General features: G+C 57.5%; 21 protein-coding genes. 13 read left to right on the top strand and 8 right to left on the bottom strand.

Annotated elements, in window-relative coordinates; translation table 11 throughout:
- Positions 1 to 2 precede the first annotated feature (2 nt).
- The 5 genes from E0L35_RS15165 to E0L35_RS15185 all read right to left on the bottom strand — a co-directional run bounded on the left by E0L35_RS15165 (position 3) and on the right by E0L35_RS15185 (position 6,575).
- On the bottom strand, positions 3 to 944 hold the full coding sequence (locus tag E0L35_RS15165; RefSeq protein WP_138800730.1) for a 3-hydroxyacyl-CoA dehydrogenase: 942 nt from the start codon (positions 942 to 944) through the stop codon (positions 3 to 5).
- Complete coding sequence (locus E0L35_RS15170) at positions 944 to 1,729, bottom strand: SDR family oxidoreductase (protein WP_138800731.1); 786 nt, start codon at positions 1,727 to 1,729, stop codon at positions 944 to 946. Before E0L35_RS15170 ends, E0L35_RS15165 begins: the two co-directional genes overlap by 1 nt.
- A 13-nt stretch (positions 1,730 to 1,742) precedes the next feature.
- Positions 1,743 to 3,821, bottom strand: coding sequence for an ABC transporter permease (locus E0L35_RS15175; RefSeq protein ID WP_212751689.1), 2,079 nt, complete (start codon positions 3,819 to 3,821; stop codon positions 1,743 to 1,745).
- Positions 3,818 to 5,380, bottom strand: coding sequence for a sugar ABC transporter ATP-binding protein (locus tag E0L35_RS15180; RefSeq protein WP_138800732.1), 1,563 nt, complete (start codon positions 5,378 to 5,380; stop codon positions 3,818 to 3,820). The genes E0L35_RS15175 and E0L35_RS15180 overlap by 4 nt, the downstream gene beginning before the upstream one ends.
- A gap of 67 nt (positions 5,381 to 5,447) precedes the next feature.
- Positions 5,448 to 6,575, bottom strand: a complete 1,128-nt coding sequence (locus tag E0L35_RS15185; protein ID WP_138800733.1) for a sugar ABC transporter substrate-binding protein — start codon at positions 6,573 to 6,575, stop codon at positions 5,448 to 5,450.
- A gap of 113 nt (positions 6,576 to 6,688) precedes the next feature.
- On the opposite strand from E0L35_RS15185, the gene E0L35_RS15190 reads away from it, so the two are divergent.
- Positions 6,689 to 7,381 (top strand): GntR family transcriptional regulator, encoded by a 693-nt coding sequence (locus E0L35_RS15190; RefSeq protein WP_212751690.1) that lies wholly within the window; start codon positions 6,689 to 6,691, stop codon positions 7,379 to 7,381.
- Between the two features lie 255 nt (positions 7,382 to 7,636).
- On the opposite strand, the gene E0L35_RS15195 is transcribed toward E0L35_RS15190, so the two are convergent.
- The gene (locus E0L35_RS15195) at positions 7,637 to 8,521 is read right to left on the bottom strand and encodes a LysR family transcriptional regulator (protein WP_041157235.1); all 885 of its coding nucleotides are present in this window, start codon (positions 8,519 to 8,521) and stop codon (positions 7,637 to 7,639) included.
- A 161-nt stretch (positions 8,522 to 8,682) separates the two neighbouring features.
- Between E0L35_RS15195 and E0L35_RS15200 the strand changes: the two genes are divergently transcribed.
- The 10 genes from E0L35_RS15200 (at position 8,683) to E0L35_RS15245 (ending at position 19,400) form a co-directional block, all read left to right on the top strand.
- The gene (locus E0L35_RS15200; protein ID WP_249362147.1) at positions 8,683 to 9,660 is read left to right on the top strand and encodes a hydroxyacid dehydrogenase; all 978 of its coding nucleotides are present in this window, start codon (positions 8,683 to 8,685) and stop codon (positions 9,658 to 9,660) included.
- Between the two features lie 42 nt (positions 9,661 to 9,702).
- Positions 9,703 to 10,383: an RraA family protein gene (locus E0L35_RS15205; RefSeq protein ID WP_138800734.1), complete on the top strand. Its 681-nt coding sequence runs from the start codon at positions 9,703 to 9,705 to the stop codon at positions 10,381 to 10,383.
- 2 nt (positions 10,384 to 10,385) lie between these two features.
- Positions 10,386 to 11,630 (top strand): MFS transporter, encoded by a 1,245-nt coding sequence (locus E0L35_RS15210; RefSeq protein ID WP_283241541.1) that lies wholly within the window; start codon positions 10,386 to 10,388, stop codon positions 11,628 to 11,630.
- A gap of 501 nt (positions 11,631 to 12,131) precedes the next feature.
- Positions 12,132 to 13,115, top strand: a complete 984-nt coding sequence (dctP, locus tag E0L35_RS15215; RefSeq protein ID WP_212751691.1) for a TRAP transporter substrate-binding protein DctP — start codon at positions 12,132 to 12,134, stop codon at positions 13,113 to 13,115.
- A 23-nt stretch (positions 13,116 to 13,138) separates the two neighbouring features.
- Entirely contained in the window at positions 13,139 to 13,663 is a 525-nt protein-coding gene (locus E0L35_RS15220) for a TRAP transporter small permease (protein ID WP_138800736.1), read from the top strand.
- The gene (locus tag E0L35_RS15225; RefSeq protein WP_138800737.1) at positions 13,663 to 14,958 is read left to right on the top strand and encodes a TRAP transporter large permease; all 1,296 of its coding nucleotides are present in this window, start codon (positions 13,663 to 13,665) and stop codon (positions 14,956 to 14,958) included. The genes E0L35_RS15220 and E0L35_RS15225 overlap by 1 nt, the downstream gene beginning before the upstream one ends.
- A gap of 2 nt (positions 14,959 to 14,960) precedes the next feature.
- The gene (locus E0L35_RS15230; protein ID WP_171051163.1) at positions 14,961 to 15,896 is read left to right on the top strand and encodes an SMP-30/gluconolactonase/LRE family protein; all 936 of its coding nucleotides are present in this window, start codon (positions 14,961 to 14,963) and stop codon (positions 15,894 to 15,896) included.
- A complete protein-coding gene (locus tag E0L35_RS15235) occupies positions 15,896 to 17,059 on the top strand; it encodes an amidohydrolase family protein (protein WP_249362148.1) in 1,164 nt (387 codons plus the stop codon). The genes E0L35_RS15230 and E0L35_RS15235 overlap by 1 nt, the downstream gene beginning before the upstream one ends.
- A gap of 66 nt (positions 17,060 to 17,125) precedes the next feature.
- A complete protein-coding gene (locus E0L35_RS15240; protein ID WP_249362149.1) occupies positions 17,126 to 18,091 on the top strand; it encodes a tripartite tricarboxylate transporter substrate binding protein in 966 nt (321 codons plus the stop codon).
- A 352-nt stretch (positions 18,092 to 18,443) separates the two neighbouring features.
- On the top strand, positions 18,444 to 19,400 hold the full coding sequence (locus tag E0L35_RS15245; RefSeq protein ID WP_138800741.1) for a tripartite tricarboxylate transporter substrate binding protein: 957 nt from the start codon (positions 18,444 to 18,446) through the stop codon (positions 19,398 to 19,400).
- Between the two features lie 18 nt (positions 19,401 to 19,418).
- Here the strand turns inward: E0L35_RS15245 and E0L35_RS26875 are convergent, their stop codons facing one another.
- Complete coding sequence (locus tag E0L35_RS26875; protein WP_255200324.1) at positions 19,419 to 19,553, bottom strand: hypothetical protein; 135 nt, start codon at positions 19,551 to 19,553, stop codon at positions 19,419 to 19,421.
- On the opposite strand from E0L35_RS26875, the gene E0L35_RS15250 reads away from it, so the two are divergent.
- Together E0L35_RS15250 and E0L35_RS15255 are read left to right on the top strand one after the other, a co-directional pair.
- Entirely contained in the window at positions 19,552 to 20,019 is a 468-nt protein-coding gene (locus E0L35_RS15250) for a tripartite tricarboxylate transporter TctB family protein (protein WP_138800742.1), read from the top strand. The genes E0L35_RS26875 and E0L35_RS15250 overlap by 2 nt on opposite strands.
- 14 nt (positions 20,020 to 20,033) lie before the next feature.
- Positions 20,034 to 21,539: a tripartite tricarboxylate transporter permease gene (locus E0L35_RS15255; RefSeq protein ID WP_138800743.1), complete on the top strand. Its 1,506-nt coding sequence runs from the start codon at positions 20,034 to 20,036 to the stop codon at positions 21,537 to 21,539.
- Between the two features lie 239 nt (positions 21,540 to 21,778).
- Here the strand turns inward: E0L35_RS15255 and E0L35_RS15260 are convergent, their stop codons facing one another.
- Entirely contained in the window at positions 21,779 to 22,348 is a 570-nt protein-coding gene (locus tag E0L35_RS15260) for a TOBE domain-containing protein (RefSeq protein ID WP_249362150.1), read from the bottom strand.
- Between the last annotated feature and the right edge of the window lie 145 nt (positions 22,349 to 22,493).

Genomic DNA, 22,493 nt, shown 5'->3' on the forward strand with positions numbered 1-22,493 from the left:
AGTTAGTCTCCAATCTCGTTCGCGGCACGCCGCTTGTGGTCGGCCAGCGCCATCAGCCGGTGGTCACGCCAAGCTTGGCGCTCGGAAAGTTTCTCCTGCGGCAGCGCCACACGGCGATCCGCCTCGATCTGGTCCAACACTTTACCCTGCCAGTCGACTGCGGGCTGGCCAGCTAAGTTTTCATAGACCCCGGCGTAACGGCCGACATAGTCGCGCACACCGCCGGGAGCGTTAAGATCGATAGTCTCGAAGGGCCCCATGAAAGACCAACGCAGCGCAAGACCTTCCCGGATTCCGATATCGACGTCTTCAGCACTTGCGTAGCCGCCTGCGACAAGTCGGAACGCCTCATGCAAAAGCGCGCCTTGCATCCTATTCATAACGAAACCATCAACCTCTTTAGTCATTACGATGGGATGCATACCGGCGGCCCGCAGCATTTCCGCCGTGCGGTTCATTAGCGATTTGTCGGTCCAAGGCGCTGGTACCAGCTCGGCCGCCGGCACGAGGTAGGATGGGTTGATTGGATGATTCACCATGACACGGGCGCGGCCCTCTAGCCCCTCGGAAATGGCCGAGGGAAGCAGCGCCGAGGTGGAGGAGGCTAGCACTGTCTCCGGTGCAGCCACCGCATCAAGCCACGCAAAGATTTCCCGTTTCATTGCGAGATTCTCGAAGGTGCTTTCCTGTACATGAATGGCGCCATCAAGAGCCTCTTCTAACGTGCTGGCTGTGTGGATACGCGCCAAGGCATCGGTGGCGGTGCAGTCGATGAGCCCAAGTTGTTCCAACTCGGGTAGTACCTCGGCACAAAAGGCGCGAGCGGCCTCGGATGCCTCGGGCTTGGCGTCCCATAAACGAACTTCGTGGCCCGCTCGGGCGAAGACTATCGCCCAGGACCGTCCAATCAGGCCGGAGCCGATACAAGCGACAGGAGCTAACATCACAGTGCCTCCACGTTGCCATCGACGGGAAAACTCTGGCCCGAAAGGTTCCTCCCAGCCTCCGAGATCAAATAGGCTGCCATGTCCGCCACATCCTCTGGTGGGGTCATTCGGCGCAGCGAAATGCGGCCAAGGTACTCCGCTCTCATATGCTCGTAGCTAACGCCAGTCTGCTCAGCACGGGCAGTAATCACGTTCTCCATACGTGGCCCTTCGATGATCCCAGGTAGGATTGCGTTGGCACGGATGTTCGACGGTCCCAGTTCTTTGGCCAAGGATTGTGTGAAGCCGATGACACCCCATTTGGCTGAGGAATAGGGGGTGCGGTAAGCATATCCGAACTTCCCCGCTGACGAGGAGATGTTGACGATGGCGCCGCCACCGGCGGCCTTAAGCATGGGCACTGCGTGTCGCGAGCACAGGAACTGACCGGTCAGACAGATATCGATGCAGCGCTTCCAGTCGGCAAGAGGTATCTCCTCGACACCGCCAGTCGGCCCGGAGATCCCCGCGTTATTCACTAGCGCGTCGAGACCGCCGAGCTTCGTCCTGATTGCAGCGAAGAAATCCGCGACCTGTGCTTCGTCAGAAACATCGGCAACGGTGGCGACCTCGACACCCAGCTCTTCTGCCGCGGCGTCGAGCGCCATCTTATCCACGTCACAGATAGCGACTCGGGCTCCTTGCTGTACCAGCCCCCGTGCGATGCAGAAGCCGATTCCTCCGGCCCCAGCGGTAACGGCCACACGCAAACCGTTTAGGCCTGGCAATTTCATATTAGTCATTGTCTCTTCTCCTTCATTCCTTGATTGCGACCACCGCCGCCAGGATTAATAATCCGAAGAACACCGCTCGGAAGGCGCTTGGCAGTGACGTACCCGCCAACAACATCTGCATTGCAGTCAGCAGCAGCGCCCCACCCAACATCCCTACGTAATGGCCCCGGCCACCGGTGATGAGGGCGCCGCCAACCACCACAACGGCAATCGAGGGCAGCAGATAGTCATCGCCCATGCCAAGGCTTGCTTGCCCCGAGAATCCAGCAAGTAGAATCCCCACCAGCGCCGCACAAAGCGCTGAGAGCACGTAGACCGAAACAATGACCCGTCCGACGGGCACGCCCGACAAGCGTGCAGCAAGCTCACTGTTGCCCACGGCATAGACCTGACGACCGAATTTGGTACGGTTAAGCAACAGAATGGCGAAAGCGACAAAGACCACCATAAACATGGTTACTGGAGTGAAGCCCATTACCTTACTGGTCATAAGCCAGCGCAGGGAGGGAGGTGCGAAGCCGGCAGGCGAGCCATCCGACCAGATCAGAGCTGCACCTTGCAGGAAGCCGTTCATTGCAAGCGTCACGACGATGGGGGAGAGGCCTAGAGCGACCACACCTAGCCCGTTGAGCACACCGATGGCGGTGGCTACGAGAAGTACGATCGGAATCGCGGACCAGAGGCCAACATCCTGCCCGCCGACGAGACCGGTGAGCATCACACCCGAGAGTGCGATACACCAAGGTAGCGACAGGTCGAGTCCACCAGTGAGGATCACCGCTCCCTGCCCCAGCGCGAGGATGGCCAGGAAGCTCGACAGCACAAGCAGGGAGTCCCAGTAGCGTTGATTACCGAAGACATTGCTCAGAACTACTTGCGTGACGATTACCACTAATAGCAGGCAGATGTAGCTCGGCAGTACATGGCGTAGCGTCGGACCATGTCGCTGCAGAAAACTTGAAGGTGGCACATCTTCGCCGGGTGCGGTGAAGGTCAACCGCTTATCCTCTCGCGCGCGTTGCACAGCAAGCTGCCCGGCGCGCCGCGCGCCAAGCCCTGCCTTCAAATCACGCAGTCGCTTCGACAGCACGCTATCACGCGACAGCGACCCCATCAGAACGGCGATCATAAGTACCGCACTTTCAGCGATGGTTGAGTAATAGGCTGAGACGTTCAGCGACAATAGCAGATTGACAACGATCATTAGCACGTAAGCACCAAAGAGTGGGCCTACTATGCCGCCCTTCCCGCCCCCCAATCGAGTACCACCTATCACCACTGCTGCGAAGGTTGGCAGTAACAGGGAATTACCCACCAGCGGGTCGCCCGCCCCGGTTTGCGCGCTCACGAATACACCAGCAAGACCATAGAGACCACCCGCGAGAACATAGGTCGCGAAAGTCACCGCCTTAGTATGTAGCCCGGTGGTGCCCGCAGCCTCTGAGTCGCTTCCCACGGCATACAGCGTCACACCGAAGGAAGTGCGCTTCAGCCAGAGCCACAACACGGCCACTACCAACAACAGCACCACCGGTGCAGGTAGCAGACCAGGGATCACATCCCCCAGGTAGGCCATGCCCAGCGAGGGCGACACGAAACCGCCCGGGGTAGCCATTACCAGAAGCGTGATGCCCTGCACGATGAACATTACCGCGAGCGTCACCACGATGGGCTGCAGCCGCATTACCGCTACAAAGAACCCATTCACTGCACCGACACAGGCCCCGATTCCGATGCCTATAAGCGTCCAGAGGAGCACGGAGGCCTCCTCCTGTGCAGGATCCATTGAGGTCGCCAGCACGGCGTTGACCAGCGAAACAACTGCCCCGGCCGACAGGTCGAAACCTCCAGAAAGGATCACTAACGACTGCCCCGCAGCGGCGATGGCAGTGGTTGCGCCGCCGCTCGCCAAAAAGGAAATGTCGAAGTAGTTCAGGGGGTAAGGGGATAGCCCCACATTCAGCCACATCAGTGCCAAAAAGACTAAGACGGTAACGATGACTGCCTGTCCACGGCGCGCAGCGAGCATCACCCCATTTAAGCTCCCACCAGGCACTCCGAACCGATAGCGAAATCTCTGTTTTCTCGCCTGATCAATCATGTGCTCGCCTCCCGCACAGCGGCCTTAGCCAATGGGTCTACCCCACCCAGAGTCTCCTGCAGAATCGCGTTTTCCGTCAGCGTCTCGCCCTCCAGCCAGGAGGCCAGCCGACCCTCGTAGAGCACACCCACCCGGTCGCAGAGATGCACAAGCTCGGGAATCTCAGTGGAGTGAAACAGCACCGCCCCACCCGCATCGGTAAATGCGCGGAATAGTGCGTAGAGTTGTTCCTTAGTGCCCACGTCGATGCCGCGAGTCGGGTCGAAGAGTAAAAGGATCCGACTCTGCGCCACCAGCCACTTGGCTATTACTATCTTCTGTTGATTGCCGCCGGAGAACGCTCCAGCTGGCATATAATGTGCACGCTCATCTACCTCGACCGCCGCAAAAGCCCCTGCGGCCGCACGCGCCTCTGCGCCTTCATTTAGCAGCAAGCCACGATGGAAACGCCCCAGCGCTGGCAGCGTGGCGTTTTGACGTCCTGACAGTTTTAGGAACAGCCCTCCTGTCTTGCGCTCTTCAGGCACCATACCGATTGCGACGGAAGGATCCAGTGCATCGGCTGCCGACCGCAGGTGTAGCGTCTTACCATCCAGTTCAATGCGCCCTGCCGTTACTATCTCTTCACCGAAAAGCGCGGGAAATAGTGATTCCTGCCCCATGCCCTGAAGCCCAGCGATGCCCACGATTTCCCCTTTATGCAGGGACAAATCAAGCTCCCGCAACTTCGGTCCTGCGGATAATCCACGCGTAGCGAGCACCGGCGTCTCGCCGCTGCGATCACACACCGGACGGCGCGGCGGGAAAGCATTTTCGACCGACCGACCGATAATCAGCTCAACCACCTCGTCGTCTGTCACCGCATCCACACGGGCCGAATAGACCGATTTGCCGTTGCGCAGGATCGTCATCGTGTCACAGAATGCGCGAACCTCAGGCAACCGGTGGGAAATAAACAACACAGTGATGCCACGTGCTTTCGCACCAGCTATGATTCGGCCAAGCCATTCAACATCCTCTCCAGAGAGCGCAGAAGTTGGTTCGTCGAGCAGTAATACCGAAGGGTTGCGACTAAGCGCGCGTGCAATCTCAATCTTCTGCCGAGTGGCGAGGTTCAACTCCGATGCCAGCGCGTCGGGATCGATATCTAGCTCAAGTGCCGCGAAATGTTGCAACATCTCATGCCGGACGCGGGTTCGGTTCAGTGTGCCGAACAGCGTCCAAGGCGCTCGCGGCAGCAGCATGTTGTCTAACACCGTCAGATCGGGGATCAATGTTAATTCTTGAAAGGCGGTTTGGATGCCTCTTGCGTGGGCGTCGCGGGCGTTGTTAAGGGTAACAAGTTGGCCGTGAATACGAATTTCACCGCTGTCGGGCCTTATCAGTCCCGAAAGCAATTTCATTGTGGTGGACTTGCCAGCACCGTTCTCCCCAAGTAATGCATGGGCGGAGCCGGGAGCTACCTTAAACGTAACGTCGCTGTTTGCCAGGGTCGGGCCATAGGCCTTGGTTAGGCCCTGTACCTCGATCCCAGGCACAGTTTCATGGTCTGCGGACATAGTGTTTCCTTGGAGTCCCGGAATTTCGAAAGCTCCGGCGGCACTGGCCGTCGGAGCTCGGAAGGGCTCAGTTTTCCGGCAGCCCTTCAAGGGCTGCGTCCAAGCCCAACTGCGGCAGCTCTTCGGAAAATATCGAGGCGAACCATCCGGGGTTCGACACCAAGCTGGGGTTGAAGACATTACAGCCCGCTTTCTGCTCATCCCAACTACCTGTCTCGCACAGTTGAACCGTTTCATTCGTAATGAGTGGTAGTGGCAGTTCGGTTCGCTTGTCGACCTCCTTTCCTTCAAGGATATCTACGGCAAGCTTAAATGCCATCGCTCCGGAATAGGGAGGCGCAGCGTAAGAAATGCGAGGGGCCCCGAATGGGGCATAGGGTAACTCTGCACCATCGACCTCCGTCCCCAACGGAAGCATCTGAATGCGTCCACCATTTGATCCTTCGCCAGCACAGGGGGCCACATCCTCGGGGGCGATCCCGGACTCGAGTTGCATAGCGTTGGCGGTATAGCAGCCAACCTGCATCCACAAACCATCCACATCAGACCAATCGCGGGTCGACATAAGCTTGTTAAGCTCCGTACGCGCAACGGCTTGGCTCCACATACCATCGGCCTCGCCAATGACATTAATACCATCATGCTGCGCAAAAACCTCCTTGGCAGCCTGCGTTCGGGCGGTATCGACCGACGTGCCAGGTACCCCTTTGACGAGAATGATGTCCCCCTCTCCATCAAGCTGGTCGACCAGCCATTCCGCCGTCTTTCGGCCCGCCTCGGACTGGTTGATGGTAACGTTGTAGGCACAGGGCTCAGTAATCTCGCCATCATAGGCAATGATTGCCACACCACGTGAACAGGCACTTCTGACGACGTTATTCAACGCTGTGGGTGATATCGGATAAACCACGATGGCATCGGCACCCGCTTGCACCATTGCGTTGATTTGCTGAATCTGGCGTTGAGTGTTGGGGCCGGCAACTTGCACCTCCAGATTCGCTTTGTCGGCATAGTCGCTGCTAGCGGCCAGCGCTTTGATCATGTTTGAGGCTTCGGCCTGCCAGTCATTGCCGCTGTAGCTCATCGAGAGGTAAATGTCATAGGGCTCCTCTTGCGCATGGCCTAGCGTTGGCACCGCCGCGTAAAGTGCAACGGCTGCGGCGCGCACAGCACCCTTGTAACTCAAATTCAGCATATGACCTCCTATTGTTTAAGCGGCTTCTTTCGAGCCGTTTTTTTAAGATAGGCAGTTTTTGATTTTTGATCAATTATTAAAAGGTATACTTTAGACGCAGCAGGAGTATAATTGTGGTAAAGAAACAAGGACTGAAATCAATGTTTGAAGGAGTGATGCCGCTGAGGCATGAGACCTTGCAGTCACAAGTGCATCAGCAATTACGTGAATTGATTCTCCAGGGTGCGTTCGTGCCTGGGGAGTCAGTGACAGTGGCGCGTATTGCTAAGGCTTTGGATGTGAGTCCCATGCCAGTCCGCGAGGCGATCTCACAGTTAATGGCGCTAGGAGCATTGACCGTGGTCTCCGGACGATCCGTCGGCGTGCCCCGGCTAGGCCCCGCAGAACTTGCCGATCTACGTAGGGTTCGTATCGAGGTCGAGACGACCGCATTACGTTGGGCGGTCGCGGCTGCGGACGAGGCCTTTATCGATCAGCTGGCCGGAATCCTCGCCGAGATGGAAAAAGCCGAGGAGGCTGGGCGGGTTAAGGAATTTATCTATGAAAACTATAAGTTCCACTTCGCCATCTATCGGTATGCGGGATCGCCGTTGCTTCTCGATATCATCGCGACGCTATGGTTGAGAATAACGCCGCAGTTCCACCTTTTGCAGTCATCGGGGCACTATCGCGTGTCAAATTGCCAGCATCGCGACCTTTTGGTAGCAATCTCCTCCCGTGATACCGAGGCTGCCGTAGAAGCGCTGAAGGCGGATATCGACAGCGCGTATGCTGTGATAAGTATGGCGATCGGCGAGAGGCAGTGAGATCACCACCCGTCAAGCTGGGCCGTGATCAGACCAAGGCGGGAAAGCATAGTCTCCACATCACTACACGCTATGAAAATTCGCCAGTAGCTTTAGGGAAATGGTTGCTTGGCATGTATAGATCGTTGGTTGCGAGACGATTTTTCGTAGAAACTGAATCGTCCAGTATATTCTAGGGCCTGTTGACGTTTCATCAGCGTAGCGGGGACGGCTCGGGCAAGTGCGATATTGTATCTACGACTTCCGTAATGACGACTATTCTCGATAAACACCAAACTCTCCCGCAACTTCCGCCAGCTTATTGTGTAACGCTGTCAGTAGCTCGGCCTTGGCCGAACTGGCGCGATGGATCATGCCAATTTGTCTGAAGACTTGGGGCTCACCGAACGGCAATGTCAGCATGTCGCGACCGTTCTCGCGCACCGCGACATTTGGCACGATGCTGGCACCAAGGCCCGCGGCCACGCACTCCACGATGGCTGGCACGGTGTCGATCTCAGCGATGTCCTGCACCGCTATGCCTAGCCGGGCCAGCTCGTTGTTGATCATTGCGCCCAGCGGCACGTTACTGCCAAAGCGCACGAAGGGCAACGTTTCCAGCAACTGCTGAACCGGCATCGGCGGTGTTCCGGGCGGCGCTATCACCACTAACGGCTCGCGTATGAACGGCGACCACAAGAGATCGCGCGACACGCCGGAGTGCTCGGCGACCACCGCCACATCCAGCCGGTCGGCGTTGACATCACTGATCAGCGTCGAAGACATGCCCACTCGTAGGTTTACGTTCAGCTCGGGGAACTCCTGTCGCAGTGCCACGATGGCACGTGGCAGTAGGCCGATAGTACTGGTGCGCACCGAGCCAATATTGAGCGTACCCGTTATCTGCTTCCCGGACAGAACGCCACGCGTTTCATCCACCAAGGCCAGAATCTGTTTAGCCGTTTCAAGCATTTTCAGCCCCTGGAGGTTGAGGCTAGGAGGGCGGGAGTCACGATTGAACAGCTTGGTATCCAGTTCCTGCTCAAGCGAATGGACCTGTTGGCTAACAGCGGAAGGGGTCAAATTTACGATCAAGGCCGCCCGCGCGAATGTGCCATGCTCAGCGATCGCTACGAATGTTCGTAGTTGGCGAGTGTCCATAAACCCTCCTTAAATGAAGAAATGCTTAACATAAAGGCAAATTTTATTCGCTTTTGTATAAAAAATCTTCCTGTATTCTAAAAATCAATTCGAAAGCAGTCGCCTGTGATGCTACGCCGATCAGTGTCTGGCTGCCCTCGTTACAACAGGGAGGATCTGATTTGGCACTACAACCTTTGATTCTAATAACAGGCCCCGACCTTGCCCCCACTGCAAAGCAAATGGCCGAAGACGCTGGCTATACCCTTGTTCACACACCCCCCTATCCATCTGAGGAGGTACTCGCTGACTTCCTCAAACAGTACGACCCGGTTGGGGTCGTGTCTCGAATGGGGCAATTTGGTGCCGGTGCTGTCGCAGCAGGGAAATCGCTGCGCGTTATCTCCAAGCATGGCGCAGGCGTCGACAATATCGACATCGATGCAGCAACCCAACATGGTATCCAAGTCATCCGGGCGGCAGGTGGCAATGCAGTCTCTGTTGCGGAACACACGGTTGCTCTAATGTTCTCGACGATCAAACGTTTGCTGCCACTGGATGCAGGCATGCGGGCAGGACGCTGGGAAAAGGCGGGATTCCTCGGTCGAGAATTATCCGGCATGCGTTTAGGTCTAGTGGGTGGCGGCGCCATCGCTGCCGCCGTAGCGAAGCTGGTGAAAGGCATGGGTCTCGACGTGCTCGTCTACGACCCCTATGCCTCGGTGGACGCCATCGAAGCTATGGGCGCACGCCGCGCCGAACGCATCGAGGACCTGCTCCGCCAATCGGACATCGTCAGCCTGCACTGCCCCCTTACCGAAAGCAATACGCACATGCTTAACGCCGCGATGCTCGCCCTGATGCCGGCCGACAGCTACGTCATCAATACTTCTCGGGGTGGTCTGATCGACGAGGCGGCCCTGCTTGCCACCCTAGAGAGTGGGCATATCGCAGGCGCAGGACTAGACACTTTCGAACAGGAGCCGCCATTGGACGTGAACGCTCTGGCCGCGTCTGAGCGAGTCATTCTCACGCCCCATATCGCAGGCGTCACCAAAGAAGCTGGCAAGCGCGTCGGCGAACTGGCGGTAAGCGGTATCGTGGACTTCCTCGCTGGAGAAACCCTACCGAAAGCCCGCTTGGTCAACACCCTAGCCTGAACGCACCATCTTTAATGTTGAGTCACATGACGGAGTAATGCCATGACAGTCGGAAATAGAGTTCTTCAGCGCCAGCGCCGTGTCGACGACGACCTCGTTAAGGCGTTCGCAGTACTGCCCGTAGCGGTGGTCAGCGATAGCATGTCCCGCGTCTTCGCCGGTGGCCCAGACCTTCGCCCGATGCATCGCGCTGGCAATTTAGCCGGGGTCGCCCTTACTGTTCGTACGCGCCCCGGTGATAACCTGATGCTGCACAAGGCCATCGACATGGCCCAGCCCGGTGACGTCATCGTCTGCGATGCCGGAGGGGACACCACCAATGCCCTGATGGGTGAGTTAATGCTGGCTTACGCGGTCAAGAAAGGCGTTGCGGGTTTCGTGCTCAACGGTGCGCTGCGCGACCTGGACGGCTTTCGCGATACCAACCTGCCGACCTTCGCCGTGGGCGTCACGCATCGCGGCCCATACAAAAACGGGCCAGGTGAGATCAATACTCCGATCAACCTTGGCGGGATGGTTATCGAGCCGGGCGACCTAATTCTGGGTGACGCCGATGGCGTGCTGGCCGTTCCCTACGCTGATGCCGAGACAGTGCTAAAAGCCGCCCAAGCGAAACAGGCCTCCGAAGAGAAGCAAATGGTCGCCATACATACTGGCGAGAACGACCGCACCTGGGTCGATAAGGCTTTGGAAATGACGGGCTGCAGCCTCCTGCGAGGCTGAGTTTGCACCTGCCCAAAGCCGCCGCCCCGCTGGCAAACGCTCGGCTTCGCGCGTACTTGGCGGGTAACGCGGCTTCGGCTGTTGGCACCTGGGCGCAACGTGTGGTGCTGCTATGGCTCGCCTGGGAGATGACACAGTCGAGCTTCATGCTAGGGCTAATGGCAATGGCGGACCTGCTGCCATCAATGGTCGTGGCTCCCTTTGCAGGCACATTGGTCGATAGACAAGACAAAATTCGCCTAGCCCTGTGGCTGCAGCTTCTCTCAATAGCGCCGCCTTGCATTATGCTGATTGCCATAATGGCCGAGCTTGTCAGCCCGACAATGTTGCTAATCGTGGCTGGATTAACTGGCATCCTGAACGGATTCGATCATCCAACGCGTATGGTCGTTGTCGGTAGCATCGTCCCTAAAGAAGATGTGCCTGGAGCGATAACGATCAACTCCATGGTGTTTAACCTTGCGCGGATGTTAGGTCCAGCCGCCGCCGGCATGGCGCTAACGCTGGAAGCACTTTGGTCGGTCTTCTTATTTAACACAATTAGCTATTTGCTCTTTGCACTGATACTAGCGCGGCTTTCCCAATCAGAAAATACTAACCAAAGGCGAGGGTCTGAGGGACTGGAAGGGTCGACGGAAGGCAAACTCAGCCACTCAACATGGTCAGCGGTAATACATGCACTGACTGGACATCACAAGCTCTTGCTGCTGTTCTTCGCCCTTCTAGCGCTATGTTATAGGCCTATTTTCGAATTATTACCGGCTTTTGCCGGTCAGGTCGTTATTGGAGAAGCAGCAAGAGCAAAGGCCTTCTCTTTGATGACATCAGCTCAAGGGCTCGGTGCGATAGGCGGTGGGTTGATGACCTCCTTCTTACTAACAAAAGGCTCTCCTCTCTCACTGGCCATAGGCTTCGGACTATCAGCAGTATTGGCATGCGGATTATTCCTGATTAGTCATGTGCTATGGGCAGGATTATTAACCCTCGCCTGTTTGTCAGGAGCCATCCTGGCCAATGGTGTGTGTACGCAAGTTGTTCTGCAGACACAGGTGCCAGAGTCGGTGAGAGGAAAAGTGCTCTCACTCTATACAATGATCTTTCGAGGCCTACCAGCCATGGGGGCTATGGCAGCCGGACTAATCGCCGAGAATACATCCAACCGCGTCATCTTCGGTTTGAGCAGCCTCCCCATAGTAGCCATGTTACTCGTGCTGCTAGTGGCTCTAAACAAGGATCGTAAAAGCTGAGTGACCCATAGCCCTTGCATACGCAGGCGACTTCAAACCAATAACGTTTATAGATGCATCACTATTATGGGTGACTAGATAATCAATAAAACCTCACCCTATAACAAGCTAACTTACCTCTTTTGATACGGATTGGCGGAGTTCGATTCTGCTCGATTCCCGTTCTAATATTGCCCCCAATGCAACCGTATAGGTTGATATCGCCTCAAGCACGTTTGCATCTTTTTGCTACGCCATGCCAATAAACTACCACTAAAGCGGCATATACAAGGCTATAAAGTCACGGTTCTTTAATTAAGAAATTCTTCATACTTCTTCAAGAAAAACGCGCTTTATACAGAAACTCTTTTCATGTTCCACTTCTGCTAGAAACACGCTTACCAATGGCTTAGATGCCCGTGGTTCGCGTCTTTTCGATCATAGATCAACATCTAACAACATGCGCTGTACCGCCAGTTCCTCGAACGGTAGAGACATAACAACGATTAATGAGGTATCGATATGAAAGCCTTCAAGCCCTCTTTGGTAACTAGCCTACTCATCATGGGTATAGCCACGACAGGTGCTGCTCAAGCCGCTGATTGGACCGGCTACACCTATTCGTCGGTTTCCACTACCGCGGCAGTAAAGGGAATGCAGCGCATCATAGACCGTACTGAAGCTGAAACCGAAGACCTGTCGATCACGCTGCATTTGGGAAAGACACTGCAGATTGCCTCCAGCGATATTACCCAGGCGGTCGGTAATGGCTTTATCGATTTCTCGGCTGATCTCTTTTTTTCCGGCAATGTGCCCATAGCGCGTATCCTCAATCTGCCAATGCTGATCCAGAACGATGAGGAGTGGGATAAAGCCTACGCGGCCATGTCTCCCTATCTCACGCAAGGCTTCGCCGAGCAGGATGTTACCTTTCTGGGCGCTTATCGCTACCCTCAACAAGTCATTTTCACCTCGTTCGAGATCGACTCCCTCGACGATCTCGAAAGTCATAAGATCCGCGTGACCTCGCCCGAGCAGGGTGCCTTCGTCGAGGCCTTCGGGGGCTCACCGATCACCCTATCCGGCTCCGAGGTTCCAACTGCCCTGGAGCGCGGCGTAATTGATGGTGTGCTAACAGCCAGTGCGGGCGGTGCAAAAAACTGGCACGAGTTCCTCGACTACAACTACCGATTACCGGTGAACTACGCCTATAGCGCCATTATCGCCAATACCAACGCCTACGAGTCCCTGAACGAAGCCGATCGCGAAACCTTCGCCACCATCATCAGAGAGGAGGCTTCTAACATCACCGAGGCCTTCCTTCTAGACGAGCAGGCCCAAAAGGAATCGCAGGCGGACGCTGGCATGACCATCGTTGAAGCAAGTGATGCAGAGATTATCAAGGCCCAGGAAGCTCTCGCCCCGTTCTGGCAGGAATGGGCCAGCGAAGCCGGTCCTGAGCATGAACAGGCACTGCAGGATGTGCTCACAGCGCTCGGCAAGTGATTGATCTTTCAGAGGATCTCAACATGTCTGCCCCCCAACATGACACAAGAAAAGGGCCGGCCTCCGCCAGCCCCATCTTTGACGTACTCTCCGCTATTGTGCGCATTCTCGCTAGCGCTGGGCTAATAACGCTAACGGTATTGGTCGTCGCCGAGATCGGATCACGGTTGCTTTTCAACAGTTCCCTACATGTAGTGGAGGAGCTCTCCGGCTACTTGGTTATCGCCACCACTCTGTTCGGCGCTAGCCTAGCAATCAGGAACAATGCATTGTTTCAGGTCGGTTTTATATATGAAACCTTGCCGCCTCGGGTCAGACAGGTGCTTGGTCTGGTGTACGTCGCGCTAGCCATGGGCATCTGCGGTGTGCTCGCCTGGCACTCCTCCCTGCTCGTCATGAGTTCGTTCGCACGCGGCAACGTGGCGCCCACCGCCCTGATGACACCGCTTTGGACCCCGCAGATGCTGCTGCCTGTGGGCCTGTCCGTGATGACCCTTTTCCTGTTAGAGCGTGCCTTGCTGCAACTAGGTATCGGAGGACAACGCTGATGGATGCAATCATTGCCTTTTCCGTCTTGCTGCTACTGATCCTCGGCGGTCTTTGGGTGCATTTCGCCGTAGGAGCCGCGGCCCTGGGGTATCTGTGGCTGATGAAGGGATTTGCTGGCTGGAATGCCCTTGGAATGGTTAGCTGGGGGGCGTCCAACAGCTTCACCCTAGCCGCCATTCCGCTGTTCATCTTGATGGCGGAAATCCTGCTCGGCAGCGGCCTGAGTGGCCGGCTCTATAACGGCATCGCACCCTTCATGCGTCGCCTGCCGGGCGGGCTGCTACATACCAACATCATGGGCAGCGGCATCTTCGCCGCCGTCGCTGGCGGCAGCGCTCCCACAGCCGCAGCCATGTCGACCGTGGCCCTGCCAGCCCTATCCGCACGGGGCTACCAGAAGCGTATCATCGCAGGCTCACTGGCCGCCGGTGGCACCCTGGGCATATTGATTCCACCCTCGATCACCATGATCATCTACGCCACCTTCACCGAAACCTCCATCGCCAAGCTGTTCGCGGCCGGGCTGGTGCCCGGTATCCTGCTGGCTGGCTGCTATAGCCTGTTTATTGCCGCGCGCTCGCTACTCAACCCCTCGCTGGTGCCACGCGACATCACCCAGTTGCGGCTTGCCGATTACCTGAAAGCGGCGCTGGATGTCGTGCCGTTCATGATATTGATCAGCTTCGTACTGGGCAGTATCTATTCGGGCATCGCTACGCCTACCGAGGCCGGTGCTGTTGGCGTAGTTGGGGCAGTAGTGATCGCCGCCGCCTACCGCAGGCTCAGCTTGAGCATATTGCGCAAAGCCATCTCACGTACCCTGGTGATGAGCGGCAATGTTCTGTTTATCGTCTTTATTTCGATGATTTTCGCCTACGCCACCGCGCTGTCCGGCGTCGGCGAGGATCTGGTGAGTTGGGTGTCCAACGCGGACATGTCGCCGTTCGTTTTTCTAATGATCTTGCTGGTCACCTTCGCCATCCTCGGCTGCTTTATGGAAGGTCTAGGCATGATCGCGATCATTGTACCGGTCATCTTTCCAGTGCTGATGGCGATGAACATCGACCCAGTGTGGTTTGGCGTGTTCGTGGTCATCCTGGTCGAGCTCGGCCAACTGACGCCACCACTGGGCATCATCCTGTTCGTGGTCGCAAGTTCGGATCCCACCGTTAAAGTCGAAGACGTCGTCATGGGTGTGCTGCCCTTCTTCCTGATCATCCTGGCCTTCCTTGTTCTGCTGATCTGGTTCCCCGACATCGCCCTGTGGCTCCCAACCACGACCTTTGGAGGTTGAATATGGCATTCCCCCATCCCGACCCGATACTGATTGAGGCCGAGGTTTTCACCACACTGCCGACGTCACTGAGAAGATCCGGCCAACGCTCTTACTGGGCGGATCGCAACCGGCGCGGGGCGGTGGTCGACAGCTTCATTGAGAGCCCATCCTTCGATCTCGAAGGCAACCTGTGGTTCGTTGACATTCCTTTTGGTCGGGTCTTTCGCGCCTCACCTAACGGCGCCGTCGAGCAGATCACCGAGTACGAAGGCCAGCCCAACGGCCTGAAGATCAACGCCGCCGGGCACATCTACATTGCCGATTTTCGTAACGGCATCATGCAGTTGAACCCGAATACCGGCGAAGTGACCACCGCGCTTGGCGATGCTGACACCGAGGGTTTCAAGGGCTGCAACGACTTGCACTTCGGCCCCGACGGCTCGCTGTATTTCACCGATCAGGGCCAAACCGGCTTGCAGGATCCCTCTGGCCGTGTCTACCGCTGGCACCCAGGCAGCGGTCGGCTGGACTGCCTTATCGACAAGGTGCCGAGTCCCAACGGGCTGGTGCTCGATAAGGCTGGCCATGCACTCTATGTGGCGGTAACCCGCGCCAATGCTGTCTGGCGTCTGCCGATCTCGGACAGCGGGCGCGTGGTAAAAGCGGGGCTATTCCTGCAGTTTTCCGGTGGTCGAGCGGGCCCGGACGGCCTGGCACTGACCGAGGATGGCGGCGTGGTGGTGTGTCAGACCGGCATGGGGCTGGTTTGGGTACACGATGCGCTCGGTGTGCCAATCGCCGTGGTGAGATCCCCTCGTGGGCTCGGCACCACCAACTGCGCCTTCGGCGAGCCGGAAGGCCGTACACTCTTCATCACCGAGTCTGACACCGGCACTATTCTGCGCGCTGAGCTGCCCGTCGGCGGCTTTCCCATGGCTTCCGGCTGGGGTATGTGATGCTGACGACGAAACCGCAGCCCTACGACAGCTTCCTTACCTCCTGTTCCACGACCCAGCGGAATCACCAAGACAGTGACGATGCCGCCAACGAGCGACCCTGGCGCCGACGCCCCGTCGTAGACTCACCGAACCCGCCGCCGCGGCCGGACTGGCTCACCCAGGTTCGGGAGCCCTCGCTGGCTCCGGATCAGAAGATCGTCGATGCCCATCACCACCTTTGGGATCGCCGAGGCTTTCGCTATCTGCTTGAGGAGTTCACCGACGACATCGGCGACAGTGGCCATTGGGTGACTGCCTCGATCTACATCCAGTGCCGGACGATGTATCGCGCGAGCGGCCCCGAGGCCTATCGATCCGTCGGTGAGATCGAGTTCGTTCGCGGCCTCTCCGCTCAGTCGCGTAGCGGCCACTACGGGCCCACCGACGTGGCAACGGCCATCGTTGGCTATGCCGACCTACTGATGGGTGCCAGCGTCACGCCGGTGCTCGAGGCGCTGATGGAGGCTGGCGGCGGGCGCTTTCGCGGTGTGCGCATGCCCGTCGCGGCGCATCCCGACCCCATCGTTCGTTCCAACCCCGTGCCAGCACCGGAGGGGCTGATGGTCAGCAAACCCTTCGTCGAGGGAGCACGGCAGCTGTCCCGCCTCGGTCTGTCGTTGGATATATGGGCCTACCAAACCCAGCTCGACGAGGTAGCAACCTTGGCCCGCCGCCTGCCCGAGCTGACCATCGTTCTCGACCATGCTGGAGGGCCTCTGGGCGTCGGATCCTATCCCAGTCCTCATAGTGACCATAACTCGATCCATCGCCAGGCCTGGCGCGACGGTTTGGCGCGACTGGCCGAACTCCCCAATGTGATGCTCAAGATCGGCGGCTTTGGCATGCCGATCATGGGCTTCAGCTTCAACACAGGAAAGACGCCACCGAACTCACAGCACCTTGCCGATGCCATCGCCCCCGACGTGGACGCCTGCATTGAGCGCTTTACACCATCGCGCTGCATGTTGGAGAGCAACTTCCCTGTCGATAAGGGCAGTATCTGCTACGGCGTGCTGTGGAACGCTTATCACCGACTCACCGCCTCCTGGAGCCAGGAGGAACGCAACGCCGTGTTTCACGACACGGCTACACGGGTCTACCGGCTACCTGCCGGTTCCTGACCTAACTAACCGCGCCGTTAAAGAGCCATGCCCACAAGTTCAACAACAAGATCGGAGTACGCCAACATGAAACAACGTTTTTTAAGCTTGTCCCTCGCCGCTGTCGCGTCGACTTCCCTCCTGGTCGGCGCCAGCCTCGCTCAAGCCGACTATCCCGACAAACCGATCAACTTGGTGGTCGGCTACTCCGCCGGTGGCGGCACGGACGTCATGGCCCGCACAGTCGCCAAGTATCTGGAGGAGCAACTGGGCGACGGCGCCACGGTGGTGGTTAAGAACATGCCTGGCGCGGGCGGCCAGATCGGATTTTCGGCGCTAGCCTCGGCCAGTCCAGACGGCTACACGATTGGCACCATGAACCTGCCAGCTGCCCTGGCACTAACCTATGACCGCGAGGCTGACTACGACGTGGACAGCTTCACCTGGCTAGCCAACTTTGTCTCCGATCCTAATACCCTAGTGGTGCCGAAAGACTCTGACATCGCCTCGGTGGAAGACCTGATCGCGCACGCCAGGGACGTCCAAGGCAAGATGCCGGTGGGCCTGTCCTCGCTAGGCGGCAACGACCATTTCTCCGCTATCCAGTTCGCCGAGGCGGCCGACATTGAACTAAACTACGTACCGTTTAATGGCGCCGCCCAGGCGCGAAGCGCACTGATGGGCGGGCACGTGGCCATGGGTACCATGGCCTACAGCCAGACGGTGGGCTTTGAAGAAGAGCTACGCGTACTGGCCGTGCTGGCCGACGAGCGCCTGGAGCAAGCCACCAACGTGCCGACGGCGAAGGAGCTCGGCTTCGATATCGAAATGGGCTCGTTGCGCGGCTTGGCGGCACCGGCCAACCTACCGGATGACATTCGCTCTGCCTTGCTGAGCGCACTTGAGGATGTGGCCGAGGACGCGGACTTTAGCTCCGATATGGCACAGCAGGGCAACCCGCTGAGCGTCATCTATGGGGAAGACTATCGAGCCCTGGCCGAGGCCCAGGATGAGTTGGCGCGTCGCACCTGGGAAGAGACGCCCTGGAAATAAACTCATTTAACAGACCGACGCGAGGCACTGCTGTCCCGCGCCGGTTTATCTCTATTTCATCCCCCCGGCGCACCAGCCTCGCTCAATACATAGTCACACTAAATACATAGTCACACTGAATTACTCCCACCACCCCCGACCATAGTCGTAAGCCTTTACTGGCCGTTCGTCATGGTATTAGCGGCCAACCCCGATGACATGGGCTTTATCGCCTATCCTCCCCATAGATACAGAAAAACTTACCACACAGTTAAACATTATTCGCTTTAATCAAGTAATTCTGTACTGTTCACTGCACTAGACAGGCTTTGCCTTTTAGACCATCCGTGAATGTAAACGGGAGTACAACAATATGCTCACTAAGTTTTCAACCATCGCCGCCACTCTCTGCCTCGCAAGCATTACCTCGGCTCAGGCCCTCGCCGACTATCCAGAGAAAAAGATAGACCTGATCGTCGGCTATGCGGCAGGTGGCGGAACCGACGTAATGGCCCGCACCGTTGCGCCTTTCCTTGAACAGTATCTGGGCGACGACGCTACCGTCGTAGTAAAGAATATGCCCGGCGCCAGCGGCCAGATCGGCGTCACCGCCACGGCCCAGGCCGATCCCGATGGCTACACTATCGGCACCTACAACCTGCCCGGTATGATGGCCCGCACCCTTGACCGCGACGCCGACTACGACGCCGATAGCTTCACCTACCTGGCCAACGTGGTAGACGATCCCAATGTGATTGTCACCCCAAAGAGCAGCGACATCGACAGCATGGAAAAACTGGTCGCTGCAGCCCAGGAACGTGATGGCGCCATAACCGTCAGCATGTCAAGCCTCGGCGGCGATGATCACTTCTTCCTAATTCGGCTCTCCGAGGAGACCGACGCTGAATATACCATCGTTCCCTTCTCAGGCTCCGCGCCAGCACGTAGTGCGCTTATGGGCGGTCATGTCGCAATGGGGATCATCAACTTATCGGAGGTGGTCAACTTCCGTGACGAGCTAAATGTGCTGGGCATTGCCACCAACGAACGTTCTGAACTACTGGAAGGTGTGCCGACCTTTACCGAGCAAGGCTACGATCTTGTCAACGGTTCGCTGCGTGGGTTTATTGCCCCCTCCGGCCTGCCGGAAGAGGTCGAGGCCAGCCTGATTAGTGCCTTCGAGAAGACGTACGAGGATCCAAAATTCCAAGAGGCTATGCTCAAATCTGGGAATCCTATCAGTCTGACGACAGGAGATGATTTTCAAGCACTTAACGCAGAGCAGCTTGAACTGGCCGAGCGTGTTTGGGAATCCTCACCCTGGAAATAAATTGATTGGCCGGGGTGTTCAATCAACCCGGCCAACCATGGCAAGCCCCCCTTCGTCACGCCCCGTAACAGGATAAAACGTCACCTCCACCATGTCGCTCGACTCGCTTGGTGGTAGACGCTCTACGAGCAAGCCAGCCAGAGAATAGAACATGAAACAGACCACTTCAGGGCAAGGGCCTCATCCCGACCTCATCACCGGTATCGCCATCATCGTTGTCGCAGGGTTTCTTCTGCTACGCACACCCGACATGCCGACCATGAGCTCCCTGCTGCCTATAACAATGCTGAGCACGCTAATCGGGCTCTCTGTATTAATGATCTTACGGGTTTTTGCCGCCACGCGAAGCGAGCGCTTTAAAGCCCCACGGCACCAAATACTCGAGAATTTGCCGCGCTTTCTCGGCATTGTCGTGGCCATTGGGCTCTACGTGGCCAGCGTGAGCTTGATCGGCTTTTACACAACCACCGCGGTTATGGTGCCTTTGGTGGCGTGGAGCTTCGGCTATCGGGATATCAAACGGTTGCTGTTGGCGGATCTGATATTCACCGGAGGCTTGGCAATAATTTTCGCCTTGCTGATGGGTCAGGATCTCCCCACTGAATTCTTCATACGCTGAAAGAGGGCTGACACATGTATGGAAGTTTGATTGATGCACTCCCAGCGGTGTTGTCTCTCGGCAATTTCGCCGCTGTCGTGCTCGGCGTCATAACGGGCATCTGTATTGGTGCCTTGCCCGGGCTCAGCGCCACCATGGCAATCTCGGTACTGATCCCCTTCACCTTCGGCATGGACCCATTGGTGGCACTTGGCATGATGGCCGGTATCTATAACGGCGCCATGTACGGTGGTGCTATTCCCGCGGTGCTGCTGCGCATTCCCGGCACCCCCGCCGCCGTAGCCACCAGCTTCGACGGCTACCCAATGGCCCAGCAAGGCAGGGGCGGCTATGCGCTTCAGGTCTCAGTGGTGTCATCCGCCATCGGTGGCATCGTCTCGGCAATCGTGCTCATGCTATTGGCCCCGCCGCTGGCCAAGGTAACCCTGCTGTTTGGCCCCTCCGAGGTTTTCTGGGTCGCCGTCTTCGGCCTCTCGGCCATCGTCTTCCTGCTCGGCGGCGACGTTCTGAAGGGCTTGTTGAGCGCCTGTTTCGGCGTTTTCGTCTCGCTGGTCGGACTAGACTCTATCTCCGGATATGACCGCTACACCTTCGGCCACCTGGAGTTACTCGACGGCATCAACATCGTGGTGCTGCTCGTCGGGCTCTACGCCATACCACCGGCAATCGCCCTCCTGGAGGAAGTCGTGGATGTCGACACCTCCACGGCCAAAAAGCTCAATACGACGAGCCTCTGGAAGGCCTTTCCGAGCATGCTGAGATTCTGGAAGACTTGGCTGCGCTCTTCGGTGATCGGCGTGTTCGTCGGCATCCTGCCGGGCGCTGGCGGATCAATGGCGGCCTTTCTCAGCTACAACGAAGCACGTCGCGCATCCAGTAATCCCGAAGACTGGGGCAAGGGAGAACCCGAGGGCGTAGCGGCCTCCGAGACCGCCAACAACGCCGATACCACCTCAGCACTGATTCCCGCCTTGACGCTCGGCATCCCCGGCACCGCGGTGGCTGCAGTGATGCTCGGTGGCCTGATGATCCACGGTCTGCAACCTGGCCCGATGCTCTTCCGTGACAACCCCGATATTGTGTTCGGCTTTATGTGGCAGTTCCTGTTCGCCGCCATCTTGCTGATCGTACTTGGCGGCGCCCTGGCCACCAACAGCTTTGCACAGGTTCTGCGTCTGCCGCGTCCACTGCTTGGCGCTTTCATCATCACCCTGGTTCTAGTGGGGGTCTACTCGATCAATGGCCGGATGTTCGACGTTTACTTGATGCTGGGCTTCGGTTTTATCGGTTACTTTATGGACAAACTGAAGTTCCCATTGCCCCCCGTCGTGCTAGGCCTAATTCTCGGTGGCTTCGCCGAGCAGAACTTGCGTCTGGCTCTGCGGATTGGTGGCGGCGATTGGACAGCCTTGGCAGCGAATACAACGTCGAAGGTGCTTATTGCCATGATTCTTCTTGTCATTCTTACGCCACTCTTTTCCCGACTGTCCCGCCGCAAGAAGAGTCAGTCGACGGCATAGTACCCTGTTAATAATTTATGCCCTCCAGTCTGATATGGCATGAAAGCGCGGCGACCCTGCCGCGCTTCTTCTGTTGTTTGCCCCCGGTGGCCAAGGGGATGTCAGCCCTTCATTCGCTTCGACTACTGGCACTTCAGCGGGCTTTCTCTTCTGCCGACGCTGGCTATCGTTACGATGTGCCTTGCCACCGCTATGCTTTAGAGCGCCACTGATAAAGGCACATGATAAACGGGGCCTAATTACTCTACGAACGCTTGAACCTCATCGAGATCCACCACCACCCCTACCTGGCTGCCTTCCGTCAGCAGATGCCGGCTACCGCGGTTGAGCGTATCGACAGAGAGCACCACCCCGGCGCACTCCACCGAATAACGCACGATGTTGCCGAGCAGTTGGCAGCGTCGAATGACGCCAGGGCACTCTGGGCCAGAGCGATCCGGTCGCCCCACGCTCATCACTCCTTCAGTCAGCGGCTGGAGGTAAAGGGCCTCTGGCCGCAGCGCCACGCGTGCTGAGTCGACACCCTCTCCTAACAGTGGACGGGCCTGATCGCCGAGCAATACGTTGTAGTGCCCCATAAAGCCCGCCGCGTGGTAGTCCCTGGGCCGTGTATAGAGCTCTTCGGCGCTTCCCTGCTGCAGGATGTGCCCGTCATGCATTAGGAAGATACGATCAGACATCACCAATGCCTCTTCCTGGTCGTGGGTCACAAACAGGGTCGTCAGCCCTAATGTCTGCTGGATATCGCGCAGCTGCTGGCGTAGATGGCCGCGGATACGGGCATCGAGCGCTGAGAGCGGCTCATCCATCAATAGGATACGTGGTTCGTAAGCGCTCCAATAACCCCATCTAGGCAGTCATTGCCTAGACCGGTAAGGTCTCTTTCCACTGCCAGGGCAGTAGCGTGTTGAGGTCATCGTCGTTGAGAGAGGGTAGCGTCTCAAAGACGTGCTG

The sequence above is a fragment of the Halomonas sp. ATBC28 genome (genome assembly GCF_005937175.1).
GTDB lineage: Bacteria > Pseudomonadota > Gammaproteobacteria > Pseudomonadales > Halomonadaceae > Vreelandella > Vreelandella titanicae.